Below are 14,595 nucleotides of genomic sequence, written 5' to 3'. Positions count from 1 at the left end.
TCTTACAGATTGGGAGAGATCATTTTTAACGAAGGACCATTTGTTTAAAGTGGAGTGCTTCAATTGAGGTACAAAACATGAGTCATCCCGAATTTTGGCTTAGGCCAAAACCCAAGCTGACTACAACTAAGAATTAGTCATTAGGCATCTGAAAAGAGTGATTTATCTGACTATTTGTACGAAACCCCATGATTTCACTAGTAGAAATCATGGGGTTTCGTCTTTAACGATAGGTTTTGCAGTTGGTCAGCACGGATTTTGATGACAATCAAAATTCGGGATGACTCATAATTAGAGAAACTTAAAAAATGATACCAGCAGTAAGTGCGAGACCGCGGTGCTGCAATTTCTTGAACCCATTGTCATTGTTATTATTGGCATCATCGTCAAGAATGTTATTGATGCCGTGGTTGTAACGCAGATCAAAGAAAAGGTTGCCTAATGTAAGGCCACCGCCAACGGCTGCACCAAAATCAATGCGACGTTGGTCGTCATTGTCATCAAAGGAAATATCCGATTCTACTTCGCCTAGCGGCGAGGTGCTTTTGCTCTTGCCATTGAAGGCATAGCCAACATAACCACCCCCATTGAGGTAGATTCCAAGTCCTTCACCGTGAGTGTCACCGAGGCTGATGCGAAGCAACAGCGGAATATCAAGATAGTTATAAGTAAGATCATTCGTAAATTCTCCTCCCGCGATGGTGTAGGTGCTTTTCGCTCCCTTTTGGGTATAAAGAAGTTCTGGCTGCAATGCTACCACATCACTGAATGGAAGGATAAAGGCTACCCCTGCGGTAAACTTAGTGGCACCATTTTTGGCAAGATCTTCGATAGAATTATCATCCTCTTCAAAGAGCATGTTAGAAAAATTAACGCCTGCTTTAACAGCTACCTGTGCTTGTAAAGAGAAAGCCATGCCAATGGCCAGGACTGCTAACGTGATTTTTTTTGTGAATTGCATAAAAGTGAGTGTTGTGTTAATATAATTATTGCTGGAGTGTCCAGGTGTCTTCTGCGTTTTTGAAACCAATAACTCCTTTACCAGGTTCGATGTAAACAGCTAATGAGTTTTCTTCGTAAACGAGGAGGTCGGTGTAAGTTATCCCATTGAGCACCAAAGAAGGTTCCGTATAAAATAAGTCGGTAAGTTCTAGGGTACTGATGTCAAAAGTCCCAGTAAAACGTGCTTCGATAATATGATGCCCTGTAATACTAGGAGTACCAAAAGAAAACCCTAACTGAAAGGCATCATAAAAGTCAGCAGTACCGTAGTCATAGACATCAGAATAAAGAAGTAAGTCGAGAACTACATTGTTGTCTTCACTAAAGAAGCCGAATCGTTCGCTTTCGGCAGCATAGTATTCACATGAAGAAGGGCTATTGTATTTGGCTTCCGTGCAAGTGGTGCGGTAGCAAAGTTGATCTTCGCTGGTTTCCTTGCCCCTAATGGCTGTAAAGTTAAGTTGAGCGCCACTTGTATTCTGAAAGGTCAATGTTTCATCCCCTTCATAATTCAGGAAACCCTGAGCAGCTGTGCCAAGTGCCAACTCGCCAGTTTGCTCGTCGGGAGGGCAACTACAGGCATTCCATAGTAAAGCAGCAAATAGTAAGAGTGTACCAAATATTCTATTCATTTAAAGCTAGTTTTTAATCGCTGTACTATTGTATAACGTTCCATGTCTTGAAAAAGGTACAAGGATTCTCCTTTAATTCCCTGAGCAAGAACGAAGAACTTGCGTAATACCATTTATTTACTTACCTTTGTGGCGTTCTTACGGAAGAGCATCCCAAGAGGGAACCATTGCGGTTCCCTCTTTTTATTGTCTGAAGGTACTAAACGTTAATATTTACGTGGAAGAAAAGATCATTGATCTGTTAGAGGAAAAGTTTACGGAGCCCGAGTTTTCCAATTGTTTTTGGTTAGATGTAAAGTTACATGCTGGCAAAAAACTAGAGATAATTATCGACTGTGATACAGGAGTTACGTTTACTACTTGCCGACAGATTAGCCGTCATCTTGAGAGTGTTATTGATGAAGAGCAGTGGCTGGGGCCTAAATATACCTTGGAGGTTTCATCACCAGGTACTGATCGTCCTTTACAGCTCCCACGGCAGTATAAGAAACACCTGGGCCGTAAATTAGTGGTGAAGACAAAAGGAGGTGATGAGTACGAAGGCCGCCTGAGTGAAATAACCGAAGAGGCCATTACCTTGGACTATAAAGTTCGCCGTAAGGAAGGAAAACGCAAAGTGACCGAAGAGGTACAAACTACGATTGCGTTTGATGCAATAGAGAAAGCTAAAGTAAAAATTTCATTCAAGTAGTCATAGTGCATAAAACACTTGGAGCTACCTAAAATAAACTGTGTGCAATGAATCTAGTAGACGTATTCTCGGAATTTAAAGCCGGGAAAAATATCGACCGACCAACGATGGTTCGCGTACTGGAGGATGTATTCCGCACGCTGATCCGTAAAAAGTATGGATCAGATGAGAACTTTGATGTCATTGTCAATACCCAGAAAGGTGACCTTGAATTATGGCGAGTAAGGGAGATCGTTCCCGATGGTGAGGTGACGGATGATCGTAGTCAGATCTCCATCTCTGAAGCACTTGCTATTGATGAAGATTATGAGATTGGCGAAGAATGTTATGAGCAATTGTTCCTTGAGCATTTTGGACGTCGGGCTATTATGGCCGCGCGTCAGACGTTGATTTCCCGGATTATGGAACTCGAGAAAGACGAAATTTACCGTAAATACACAGAGCGTGTTGGTGAATTAGTACTGGGTGAAGTACACCAGATTCTTAAGCGAGAAATTTTAATCATTGACGATGTTACCGGTACAGAATTGGTACTGCCTCGACAAGAAACCATTCGCGGTGATTATTTCCGTAAAGGAGATATGGTTCGTGGTGTTATTAAGGAAGTAGAGATGCGCAACAATAACCCTGTTGTTATTGTTTCCAGAACTGCAAATCTATTCCTGGAGAAATTACTAGAACAGGAAGTTCCGGAAATTGAAGATGGTCTGATTGTTGTTCGTAACATTGTACGTATTCCTGGTGATCGCGCCAAAGTATCCGTGGAATCTTATGATGATCGTATCGATCCGGTCGGAGCATGTGTTGGTATGAAAGGATCACGTATCCATGGTATCGTACGGGAGTTGCACAACGAGAACATCGATATTATCAACTTTACCAATAATGTTTCGCTTTATATCCAACGTGCCCTTACTCCGGCAAGAGTATCGACGATTAATTTGGATATGGACAAACGGCAAGCTAATGTTTTCCTAGAACCAGACCAAGTCTCTTTGGCCATTGGTAAGGGAGGTACAAACATTAAACTAGCCAGCCGCCTGACTGAATTTGAAATCGATGTTTACCGGAACAATGATGAGATTGAAATCGATGATGTTGAACTCGAAGAGTTCACCGATGAAATCGAAGACTGGATCATCGAAGAGTTGAAAGGTATTGGTTGTGATACTGCACGGAGCGTTCTTAGCCTTAGCTGGGAAGAGATTGCACGCCGTACGGAATTGGAAGAAGAAACAGCCAAGGAATTACTCCGTATTCTGGCGGCGGAATTCGAAAAATAAAAGGCAGTTATTCCGACCAGATAATATCCGGTCGGAATGCTTTTTTGTATATATAGGGAACAACTTGAATAGCAATCGGTGTTGCTAAACAGGAAAACGATGAAAATAAGTACCAATTTATAGGGACTTATTATCTTTAGAGTTGTTCTCTACGGTTTTTTAAGTTTATCTTTGCATTGGTTTTGCCCAAGCTGGCTTTTGTTTTATCAGCGTGCAGCGTGCAGGGCGTACCTAAAATTTTAGAATGGAGCGACGTTTAGTCAAAATAGCGAAAGAATTAAATGTGGGTTTATCGACGATCGTAGACTTCTTGCAAGCCAAGGGGTTCGATATCGATCCTAAGCCCACTGCGAAGGTTTCGGAGAGCATGTACCAGGAACTACTCAAAGAGTTCCAGAAGTCGATTGCAATCAAGGAAAAGGCAGATCAAATGGTGATCGGTACTCGCCCGATTGCAAAGAAGGAAGAAGAGGTCAAGCAGGAGGAACGGCCAAGCACCACTGTTAAACTAACAGGAGCTGCGCCATCGATCCTAAGGTCCAAACTAGCTCCTCCTCCAGCGCCGAAAAGTCAGCCTGCTCCGGTAAAGCCGCCGGTTGAGGAACCTGTTGCAAAGCAAGAACCTACTCCTGAACCTGTCGTTGAAGCTACTCCTCCTCCGCCGGTTGAGCCGCCGAAGGAAGAAGAAAAGAAAGAAGAAGAAAAAACTTCTTCTTCTCCTAAGCTGAAAGTGCTCGGGAAAATAGATTTAGATGCTCCACGGAAGCCAGCTAAGTCTAGTGCCCCTAAAGCTCCACCTAAGGAAGAAGTTGTGAAGGAAACTCCTGCTCCTGCAGAAGAGAAGCCTACAGCTAAAAAGGACGAAGCACCAAAAGTTGAGGAAAAACCGGCTGCTGCTAAAGAAAAAGAGCCCGAAGTGAAAGCTTCGGAAAAGCAAAAAGAAAGCACTCCTCCCAAAGAAAGCGCCGAACCAACTGGTGAAGCTGCTAAAAAGGAGAAGGACGATAAAGGAGCAGCTCCACAAGCATCAGAAGACGGAATAACCAGGGCAAAAACGCCTGAACTCCGTGGCCTGAAAATCATGGGCAAGATCGATGCCAGCAAATTAGGCTCCGGTCGTGGTCGTGGTAAAAAGGATAGCAAGTCTAAAGACGCTGACAAAGCGAAGGACGCCAACAAGAAAAAAACAACATCTACCGATGATAAGCCAAAACGCCGCCGTACCCGTCGCCGGGTAGGGCCAGAAGGCCGACCTAGTGGTGGCGGTGGTGGTAATTCCGGCGGACGTGGCGGCAATAACCGTGGTGGGTCTTCTCGAAGAGGACGTGATGAAGTCAAAGAAGTCTCTAAAAAAGAGATTGAAGACAAAATCAAAGCAACCATGGCCCGGATGGCGGGTACTGGTAAAAAAAGACGCCAGAAATTACGCCGAGATAACCGTGAACGTCATCGTGAAAAAGCAGAAGCTCGCGAACAGGAAGCTCACAACGAAAAGCTGCAGGTAACGGAGTTTATCTCTGTACAGGAGCTTGCTAACCTGATGGATGTCGATGCAACAGATGTGATCATGACCTGTATGAACGTTGGGGTGATCGTATCGATCAATCAGCGTCTTGATGCAGAAATCATTGAAATCGTTGCCGAAGAATTCGAACACGAAGTTGAGTTCATCTCTGTTGAAGAGGTAAATGAAGACGAAGAGGAAGAGATTGATGATCCTGCTGACTTGGAGCCACGCGCTCCGGTTGTAACGATCATGGGTCACGTTGACCACGGTAAAACATCGTTACTCGATTATATTCGGGAAGCAAGTGTAGCTGACGGTGAGGCCGGGGGAATTACCCAGCACATCGGTGCATACGAAGTGCGTGTTGGCGAAGACAAAAAACGAATTACCTTCTTGGATACTCCTGGTCACGAAGCCTTTACGGCCATGCGTGCCCGTGGTGCCAAGGTGACAGATATTGCAGTAATCATTATCGCTGCGGATGACAACATCATGCCGCAGACGAAAGAAGCCATCAGCCACGCAGAAGCGGCGGGTGTACCGATGATTTTTGCGATCAATAAGATAGACAAGCCTGGTGCTAGCCCCGAGCGGATCAAGCAGGAGCTGGCTTCGATGAACTATTTGATCGAAGAATGGGGTGGAGCTTATGGTTCTGCCGATATTTCTGCGAAACAAGGTACCAACATCGACCTGTTACTTGAACGTATACTCCTCGAAGCAGAAATCAAGGAGCTGAAAGCCAATCCTAATAAGAGAGCTAGCGGTGCTGTACTGGAAGCTTCTTTGGATAAAGGCCGTGGCTACGTTACGAAAATGCTTGTTCAGGCAGGAACGCTTAAAGTTGGAGACCCAATGGTTTCTGGTGAGCATTCTGGTCGTGTAAAAGCGATGTTCAACGAACGCAACCAGCGTATAAAAGAGGCAGGTCCATCTGCACCGGTACTCGTTTTAGGCTTAGGGGGTGCCCCTCAGGCTGGCGAACGTATCAAGGTAGTAGAGAATGAGCAAGAGGCTCGTGATATTGCTAACCGCAGATCACAGATATCTCGCGAACAAGCCAACAGAGCTACCAAACGGATTAGCCTTGATGAAATCGGGCGTCGTCTGGCACTGGGTAACTTTAAGGAATTGAACCTCATTGTGAAAGGTGATGTAGATGGTTCCGTAGAAGCACTAGCTGACTCTCTTATCAAGCTGTCACAGGAAACTGTTAAGGTGAATGTTATTCACCAGGCGGTGGGGCAGATCATTGAATCAGATGTTCTTTTAGCAACCGCTTCGGATGCTATTATCATCGGTTTCCAGGTTCGTCCGTCTTCCGGTGCGCGTAAAATCGCTGAGCGAGAAGGCGTACAGATCAAGACCTACTCGGTGATCTACGAAGCGATCGAAGAGATCAAGCTGGCTATCGAAGGCATGCTCGATACGATCAAGGAAGAAAATGTCCTCGGTCAATTGGAAGTTCGTGAAATCTTTAAAATCAGTAAGGTGGGTACCGTTGCCGGTAGTTATGTTACAGAAGGTAAGATTCTGCGCGACAACAATGTCCGCCTGATTCGCGATGGTATCGTTGTTTACCCAACCAAAGAAGGAGTGGTGGCAGAGATCAAAGCCCTCAAGCGCTTCAAAGACGATGTGAAAGAAGTTCGCGCCGGTATGGAGTGTGGTGTTTCGATCAAGAATTTCAACGACCTCAAAGTGGGCGACGTTATCGAAGCTTACGAAATCGTAGAAATCAAACAGAAGTTAGCCCTGTAAATTTTGCAGGAAAACATATTACAAAAAGCCGTTCCAAGACTACTCGGAGCGGCTTTTTTATTAATAATTTAGTCTGATGAGTACACAAAAAGAATTAATAGCCCGCAGTGGAGATAAGTGTGAACTATGTGGTAGCTCCGAAAACCTGGATAGCTATACCGTAGCTCCACGGTCTGGTGACCTAGTTGCAGATTGTGTTTATGCTTGTAGTACCTGCCGGACTCAGTTGGAAAACCCAGAGCAGGTAGAACCTAATCATTGGCGCAGCCTCAATGACAGTATGTGGAGCGAAGTGCCTGCTGTACAGGTAGTCGCTTACCGTATGCTACACCAGCTACGTGCTGAAGGTTGGCCGGCCGAGTTGCTAGAGATGATGTACTTGGATGAAGATACCTTGGCTTGGGCAAAAGAAGGTATCGAAGACGAAAATGCGATAAAGCATATCGATAGCAATGGGAATGTACTAGAAGCAGGCGATTCTGTTGTGTTGATTCAGGACCTCAAAGTAAAAGGAGCCAACTTCACAGCTAAGAGAGGAACTGCTGTGCGCAGGATCTCCTTGGTGCACGATAACCCAGAGCACATTGAAGGTAAGGTAGATGGGCAGCATATCGTCATCTTGACGAAGTATGTGAAGAAGTCGAAATAGGCTTTGAAATCTATGCAAAAAGAAATCCTTCCCAAGCTTTACGCTGCTTGGTCGTAAGAAATGTCCAGGCAATAATTCTACTCGTTTTGTTGCCTTGGGCCATAGGCATAGTTTTCACTTCTTTGGCCCCAACCTTTCTGAGGACATCATAGAGGAATTTAAGATACTCTTCTTTTGAGACCAAACTCGAGAACCAAAAACAGGAAGTAGCAAAAGCTTTGCTCTCTTGAATCAAGGTCTTCAAAAACGCTTTTTCTCCGCCAGGGTACCAGAGTTCGTTACTTTGGCCTCCGAAATTTAGACTTGGCTTGGCTTTAGGCGTTCCTTTGAGGTTGGTTAGTTTCCGTTGGTTGGCGGCTTGTGCTTCCTTGGCTGATGCGTGAAAAGGAGGGTTGCAGATTACCAACTCGACGCGCTCGTTTTCCTGAAGAATTCCCTTTATTTTTTGCTTTGCATCGGATTGCAAGCGTAGGGTGACCTTGCTTTGCAAGCGTTCATTTTTGTTGACTATAAGTTGAGCATTTGCGATCGCTGTTTGATCTACATCACTGCCAATAAAGGACCAGCCATATTCATTGCTACCAATAATCGGATATATACAATTGGCTCCTACGCCAATATCCAGGCATTTTACGCGCTCGTTGTAATAAGCTTTGGTATTATTACTCGATTTTTCTGGATAAAGTAAATCCGCGAGGTAATGAATATAGTCAGCTCTGCCAGGAATAGGTGGGCACAGATATTCCTCGGGGATATCCCAGTAATCAATTCTATAATACTGTTTCAGTAAAGCCTTATTCAGCGCTTTTACAGCCAGTGGGTCAAAGAAATTGATGGAATCATTGCCGTATTTATTGGGCTTTACAAAAGCAGTTAATTCAGGGGAAGTCTCCCTTAGTTTATCGAAATCGTAAAGTCGAAGGTGTTTATTACGAGGGTGCAACTGTTGCTTGGAGGCAGGAATCGGACGTTTTTTATCGGACATGATTACTGCTTTTTAGCAATGATGATTAAATCTACAACAGGGCTGCCCGCTGGAGTAGGGGAAGAAACACGTTGAGTGAAGTGGATATGGAAACCGTTATCAATCAAGGCGTTTACGAGATGGCTTTCCTGGTGGTAGTACATGTATAGTTTCTCATCTCCGCCAGAGCTAGGGCCTACCCAACCTGACTTTGAATCTTCTCCCTCCATGGTGCTAAGGTAGAAAATGCCATCAGTGTTCAATAATTCAGCCGCGTCTTTAATCAGTTTCTTACTCTCTTTTTTGGATAAATACGGTAAGCAAAAGCCACACAGGATACCGTCGTATTTTTGGGGTAACTCGCTGATTTTCTTGCAATCTATCAACTGAAAAGCGGCTGTCGGATTGTTGATTCGAGCTAAATCTAACATTCTAGGAGCAAGGTCAATACCTAATATTTTCGCATTAGGATGCTGGTTAAGTACATATCTGGTGACGTTTCCTGGCCCGCAGGCAAGGTCTAAAAGGCAAGGGGAAGCTGGGATTAAAGAGCAAAATAAATCGAGGAAATCGTGGTATTTAGCCAGATCCATGTACTTAGACTGGTATTCTTCTGCGTGACGGTTAAAAATAGATATTGCAGCTTCAGTTTTATCCATGGTACAGTCAAGCCTTTGTTATTAAGGAGATGTGGATTCGACTAGTTCTCTCCCTTCATCAAATTAGCGCCCCATATCATGAAGATATATATTGCTGCTGAAGCATAAAGGCCATAGACAAGTGCTCTTTGGAGTACCTCCATTTTGTCAGGATTGACGCCTAATCCAATTAAAAGGAAAATAAGAAACATTGCAATAAAGGTCCAAATGACAGGCTTTTTAAGATACCGATGGTAATTGAAAAACTCTTCCTTTTTAGAGATAGGCGATTTTCGGAGCCAAGCTTTAACCACTCCAATCAAGGCTCCTACAAGGAATAGGAATAATGGCTTAGAGACTTCGGTTAAAAAATCAGTCATCGTTAGATGTTTTTTGCAAAGGCTAACAAGGAAGCTTCTCCCCAAGCTGGGGCCATCAATTGCATCCCTAGCGGTAATTGAGTGCTTTCATGTGTTCCACTAGGAAGACTAATAGCAGGCAAGCCAGCCATGTTTGCGGCTACGGTGTAGATATCCGAAAGATACATGGCAACCGGATCTTCCAGACTCTCACCCAGTGGCCAGGCCGGAGTAGGTGTCGTAGGTAAGCAGATGAAATCGTAAGTAGCAAAGATCTCATTGAGCCGATCCAGTAATAAGCGCCTTACCTTTTGGGCACGGGCGTAGTAGGCATCGTAATAACCAGCGCTAAGTACGAAGGTGCCTAACATGATCCGGCGTTTTACCTCTTGACCAAAACCTTCAGTCCGTGATTTTTGGTAAGTCTCTTGCAGGTTTTCTGCTTCGGTGCTTCGGTGTCCGTAGCGGATACCATCATAGCGGGATAGATTGCTAGAGGCTTCGGCCGTCGTGAGGACATAATAAGCAGGGATAATATAATCCAGTAGATCAAATTCTACCGCTTCGATAGTATGGCCTTGCGTTCTGAGTTTGTTGAGAAATTCTTCTGCGTTAGCGCGGACTTCCCCATCCAATCCGGGATGCTCCAACGCTGGACGGATATAGGCGATCCGAGCTGGTTTGCTTTCGCCAAGTACCTTGCTGTAAGCTGGAACATCGGTGGTGCTGGCGGTGCTATCAAAATCATCAGCACCAGCCATGATTTCTAGTAGCAAAGCCGTATCTTCTATACTGTGCGTAAGGGTGCCGATCTGATCGAAGGAAGAGCCATAAGCCAGCAGGCCGTGGCGTGAAATTCGACCATAAGTAGGCTTAAAGCCAATGACGCCACAAAATGCAGCGGGCTGGCGTACCGATCCGCCGGTGTCGCTACCGAGGGCGGCCAGGCAGGTGTCTGCTTGTACAGCTACCGCAGCGGCGCCCGATGAACCTCCGGGGATACGAGTGGGGTCGGCCGCATTACGGGTCGGGCCGTAGATCGACGTTTCGTTGGTAGACCCCATTGCGAACTCATCACAGTTGGTGCGACCAATAATAATGACATCTTCGGCTAAAAGGCGTTCCGTAGCAGTAGCCGAAAAGAGGGAAGAAAAGCCTTCCAGTATTTTAGAACCAGCAGTTACCTGGTGGTTTTCGTAGCAGATAACGTCCTTAATAGAGATTACCATTCCGGCTAAGCGGCCGAGTTGCTCTCCGTTTCTCCGGCGCTCATCCTGTTGCTTGGCCATTGCGCGTGCTTCGTCTGCCCAGACCTCTACGTAGATGTTGAGGTCTTGGCTAGCCGCAATTTGCTCCAGATAGTAATCAACGATGTTGACTGTTGTCAGTTCTCCTTGCTCGATGGCTTGTTGAACGTCCGCGAAGGTGGTAAATTTTGGCATTGTGGAGTGGGGTATTCGCCGATGCAAGGTTTAAATTAATGAACCATAAATAGGTCAGCTTATTTTTCAAGGTGCTTACTTCAGCGCATCAATGATTTTTGCTATCGACAGCTTTTCCTGCTCACCATTTCCCATATTCTTTAAGCTAAGCTCACCACTCGCCATTTCATTGTCGCCAATAAGGATGACATAAGGCACGTTGCGATCATTGGCATACTTCATTTGCTTTTTCAGCTTGACGGGGTCTGGATAAAGATCTGCATTGATATTGGCTGCACGCAATTGGTTGAGGCAGCGGAAAGCGTAGCGGTGGCTTTCTTCATCAAAACCAATCAAAAGCACTTTTAGGGCTGCGGCATCTTCGGCAGGGAACAAATCGAGTTCTTCCAGCACATCATATACACGTTCTGCACCGAAAGAAACGCCAACTCCAGGCATATTTTTCATACCAAAGACGCTGGTCAGGTCTGCATAGCGACCGCCGCCGCCGATACTGCCCATTTTTACGTTGGGGTGCGCTGCGGTATCTACGTTTACTTCAAAAATACACCCGGTATAGTAGTTGAGACCACGAGCCAAGGTGATGTCGAATTGCAAGGTGTTTTTGAATTCGTATCCTTCCAGGTAAGCAAAAACCTGTGTGATTTCTTCTACGCCTAATAGGCCAGTTTCACTCGCTGCCAGCGCTGCTTTTAGGTCAGCTAATTCCTTGATGGCCAAAATTTCTTCAATCTTGGCGACGGCAGCTTCACCAATACCTCGCTCTCCCAGTTCTTTACGAACACCTTCAATCCCAACCTTATCCAGCTTGTCGATGGCAACAGTCATGTCGATCATCTGTTCTGGAATACCGGCTACTTCCGCAATACCAGCCAGTATTTTGCGATTATTGATGCGGGTAACGGTTTTGATATTCAGTTTCCCAAACACCTCATCATAAATCTGAACGAGTTCCGCCTCGTAGCTGAGCGAATCTGACCCTACAACGTCAACATCGCACTGGTAAAACTCTTGATAGCGCCCCTTTTGTGGGCGGTCGGCCCGCCACACAGGCTGGATCTGATAGCGCTTGAAAGGGAATGATAGATCGTTTTGATACATCACCACATAACGGGCAAAAGGTACCGTAAGGTCATATCGCAACCCTCGCTTGGAAATAGAGGAGATCAGTGCCGTAGAATTGCGTTCTTGAAGCGCTTCTTCGTTAGCTTTTTTCAGGAAGTCTCCGTTGTTAAGCACCTTGAACAATAGTCGATCGCCTTCTTCGCCATATTTTCCTGTCAGGGTACTAAGGTTCTCCATGACGGGCGTCTCGATGGCTTGATAGCCATACTTGACGAAGACACTACGAATGGTTTCGAAAATATAATTGCGACGGTTTACCTGCTGTGGCAAAAAATCGCGTGTGCCTTTAGGGATGCTTGGCTTCATGGAAAGTTAGAATAAAATCAAAATTAAGAGTAGAAGTCAAGATGCGTCGCATCTCAACAACAAAAGGCATGGCCAAAGATGATTACGAATCTACAGTACGCTAGTAAACTGCTTCAAGAAGCGGACATCGTTTTCGAACATCAGGCGAATATCCGTGATGTTGTACAACATCATAGCTTGGCGTTCGATACCCATACCAAATGCAAAGCCGGTGTACTTTTCGGAATCAATGCCACATTCTTCCAAAACATTAGGGTCAACCATGCCGCAACCCAAAATTTCTACCCAGCCGGTGTATTTGCAAATATTACAACCTTCAGCATTACAGATGAAACAGGAAACGTCCATCTCTGCACTAGGCTCGGTAAATGGGAAGTAAGAAGGGCGTAAACGAATCCGCGTGTTTTCCCCGTACATCTCGCGAGCGAAATAGAACAAGGTCTGCTGCATATCCGCGAAGGATACCTTCTCGTCGATGTACAAGCCTTCTACCTGGTGGAACTGAGCGTGTGAACGTGCCGAGATCGTTTCATTACGGTATACGCGCCCAGGGGCAATAATGCGAATGGGCGGCTGCGTAGTTTTCATCGTCCGAGCCTGTACCGAAGAGGTGTGCGTCCGTAAAAGTTGAGCGCCAGCACCGGGCTCGTAGCCTTTTAGGTAATAAGTGTCCTGCATGTCGCGGGCAGGGTGGTCTTCAGGCGTATTGAGCGCTGTGAAGTTGTGCCAATCATCTTCGATTTCCGGCCCTTCGGCTACAGCGAATCCAATGCGTTCGAAAATACTTACGATGCGGTTCATCGTAGTAGAAATCGGATGGCGTGAACCTAGCGCGATAGGCTCTCCCGGAGCAGTCAGGTCGAGGTCACTAGCTGCAGATGCTTCCGCAGCTGATTCCAGGCTAGATTTGAGTTCGGCAAACTTGGCTTCCGCTACTTGCTTGGCTTCGTTTACCAACTGACCGTATTCCTTTTTGCGTTCATTGATGACATTGCGAATTTCACCCATCAATGGCTTCAAGCGGTTCTTACTCCCCAGAAACTGAATTCTGAACTGTTCGAGTTCTTCACTAGAAGTGGGGGCAGCGTCTTTGATGGCGCTGATCATGTCGCGTACTTTATCGAATAGCTGTTCTGCCATGGTGCGTAGTAGTAAGTTGTCAACAACGGTTGACTTAATTCAACAAGTTCAAAGCGTAAATAATTCCGGATTTTCGGAATTATTTGGCTTCCTTTAGTTCGTAAGTAAAGTTTTCCATAATGACGTTGGCCAATAGTTTCTGGCAAGCAGTCTCCACCATCTGGCGAGCTTCTGCTTCGTCGGCTGCGGTCAACTTTAGGGTAACGTGTTTTCCAATACGAACATCTTCTACTCCATCAAGGTGGAGGTTCTTCATATTCTTAGCCACCGTTTTCCCTTGAGGGTCCAGTAATTCCTGGTGGGGCATGATATCTACTTCGGCAATGAAATTCATCTTAGACTCTGTTAGTGGTAAAGTGACGAACGATGTTAATAATAATATAAATCAGCACAATGGGTGCGAGCGCCACTTCACGCCATATCAACAAAAATACCAGTGCTGAGGCCGCAAAGATAATCCGCAGGGCGTTGCCTTCCCAGCGCAATTGCTTAAATTTGAAACTAAACATGGGTATTTCCGCTAATAAAAGCCAGGAAAGGACAAAAATCAGGGCATATATCACAAATCGTTGTTCGATGATTTCTAAAAAGAAGGGTGCTTCGGCACGATAGAGCATCAATAAACCCAGAACAAGAATGGTGCAAGCGGGAGTTGCTAGACCTATAAACCCTTCTGTTTGCCGTTCATCCAGGTTGAAACGTGCTAGGCGTAATGCAGAAGCACCCGTAAGAATAAAACCAGGAAAGGCAAACCAATGGATGCCACCTTGCATAGGGGTAGCAAAATCAGGATGAGCACCCAACACAAGCAAGGTGTAAAGGATAGCACCTGGTACCAAACCGAAAGAAATAAGGTCCGCCAAACTATCGAGTTCTTTACCTACAGGTGAACTTACATTGAGCACCCGAGCCGCAAGGCCATCGGCAAAATCAGCTAGTGCGGCGGCAGCTAACCATCCGGCAGTCGCAAAATACCAGCCCTGAAAAAGACTTAGTAGCGCAGCGCAACCACAGAGCAAATTGACCAGCGTAATAAGGTTGGGAATCTGTTTCATCCGTCAAAAGTGATAAATAAAAGTTAAAATCTTACTTTCAG

Annotated in this window: 14 protein-coding genes; 4 read left to right on the top strand and 10 right to left on the bottom strand. The window is 45.5% G+C overall.

Annotation, left to right across the window (positions count from 1 at the left end; genetic code table 11):
- Positions 1 to 301: 301 nt before the first annotated feature.
- Positions 302 to 961, bottom strand: a complete 660-nt coding sequence (locus tag A3EU_RS0114060) for a porin family protein (RefSeq protein WP_020536815.1) — start codon at positions 959 to 961, stop codon at positions 302 to 304.
- Between the two features lie 25 nt (positions 962 to 986).
- Positions 987 to 1,634, bottom strand: coding sequence for a hypothetical protein (locus tag A3EU_RS0114055; RefSeq protein WP_020536814.1), 648 nt, complete (start codon positions 1,632 to 1,634; stop codon positions 987 to 989).
- Positions 1,635 to 1,851: 217 nt separating this feature from the next.
- Here A3EU_RS0114055 and rimP point away from each other — a divergent pair, with 217 nt between their 5' ends.
- From rimP to A3EU_RS0114035, 4 genes are all read left to right on the top strand, one after another.
- Positions 1,852 to 2,325, top strand: a complete 474-nt coding sequence (rimP, locus tag A3EU_RS0114050; RefSeq protein ID WP_169433354.1) for a ribosome assembly cofactor RimP — start codon at positions 1,852 to 1,854, stop codon at positions 2,323 to 2,325.
- A gap of 47 nt (positions 2,326 to 2,372) precedes the next feature.
- Entirely contained in the window at positions 2,373 to 3,608 is a 1,236-nt protein-coding gene (nusA, locus tag A3EU_RS0114045) for a transcription termination factor NusA (protein ID WP_020536812.1), read from the top strand.
- A gap of 244 nt (positions 3,609 to 3,852) precedes the next feature.
- Positions 3,853 to 6,876, top strand: a complete 3,024-nt coding sequence (gene infB, locus A3EU_RS0114040; RefSeq protein ID WP_020536811.1) for a translation initiation factor IF-2 — start codon at positions 3,853 to 3,855, stop codon at positions 6,874 to 6,876.
- A 76-nt stretch (positions 6,877 to 6,952) separates the two neighbouring features.
- The gene (locus tag A3EU_RS0114035; RefSeq protein WP_020536810.1) at positions 6,953 to 7,525 is read left to right on the top strand and encodes a PhnA domain-containing protein; all 573 of its coding nucleotides are present in this window, start codon (positions 6,953 to 6,955) and stop codon (positions 7,523 to 7,525) included.
- Between the two features lie 10 nt (positions 7,526 to 7,535).
- Here A3EU_RS0114035 and rlmF read toward each other — a convergent pair whose 3' ends face one another.
- From rlmF to A3EU_RS0113995, 8 genes are all read right to left on the bottom strand, one after another.
- Positions 7,536 to 8,510, bottom strand: a complete 975-nt coding sequence (gene rlmF, locus A3EU_RS0114030; protein ID WP_020536809.1) for a 23S rRNA (adenine(1618)-N(6))-methyltransferase RlmF — start codon at positions 8,508 to 8,510, stop codon at positions 7,536 to 7,538.
- Between the two features lie 2 nt (positions 8,511 to 8,512).
- Positions 8,513 to 9,148: a class I SAM-dependent DNA methyltransferase gene (locus A3EU_RS0114025; protein ID WP_020536808.1), complete on the bottom strand. Its 636-nt coding sequence runs from the start codon at positions 9,146 to 9,148 to the stop codon at positions 8,513 to 8,515.
- Between the two features lie 41 nt (positions 9,149 to 9,189).
- Entirely contained in the window at positions 9,190 to 9,507 is a 318-nt protein-coding gene (locus A3EU_RS0114020; protein ID WP_020536807.1) for a hypothetical protein, read from the bottom strand.
- Between the two features lie 2 nt (positions 9,508 to 9,509).
- Positions 9,510 to 10,928: an Asp-tRNA(Asn)/Glu-tRNA(Gln) amidotransferase subunit GatA gene (gene gatA / locus A3EU_RS0114015; RefSeq protein WP_020536806.1), complete on the bottom strand. Its 1,419-nt coding sequence runs from the start codon at positions 10,926 to 10,928 to the stop codon at positions 9,510 to 9,512.
- A 75-nt stretch (positions 10,929 to 11,003) separates the two neighbouring features.
- Entirely contained in the window at positions 11,004 to 12,359 is a 1,356-nt protein-coding gene (hisS, locus tag A3EU_RS0114010) for a histidine--tRNA ligase (RefSeq protein WP_020536805.1), read from the bottom strand.
- Between the two features lie 90 nt (positions 12,360 to 12,449).
- Complete coding sequence (gene pheS / locus A3EU_RS0114005; protein WP_020536804.1) at positions 12,450 to 13,499, bottom strand: phenylalanine--tRNA ligase subunit alpha; 1,050 nt, start codon at positions 13,497 to 13,499, stop codon at positions 12,450 to 12,452.
- Between the two features lie 79 nt (positions 13,500 to 13,578).
- Entirely contained in the window at positions 13,579 to 13,833 is a 255-nt protein-coding gene (gene purS / locus A3EU_RS0114000) for a phosphoribosylformylglycinamidine synthase subunit PurS (RefSeq protein ID WP_020536803.1), read from the bottom strand.
- A gap of 1 nt (position 13,834) precedes the next feature.
- Positions 13,835 to 14,554: a CDP-alcohol phosphatidyltransferase family protein gene (locus A3EU_RS0113995; RefSeq protein WP_020536802.1), complete on the bottom strand. Its 720-nt coding sequence runs from the start codon at positions 14,552 to 14,554 to the stop codon at positions 13,835 to 13,837.
- Between the last annotated feature and the right edge of the window lie 41 nt (positions 14,555 to 14,595).

Source organism: Lewinella cohaerens DSM 23179 (assembly GCF_000379805.1).
GTDB lineage: Bacteria > Bacteroidota > Bacteroidia > Chitinophagales > Saprospiraceae > Lewinella > Lewinella cohaerens.
The sequence above is the reverse complement of the archived record's forward strand: the minus strand, read 5'-3'. Positions and strand labels throughout refer to the sequence as shown.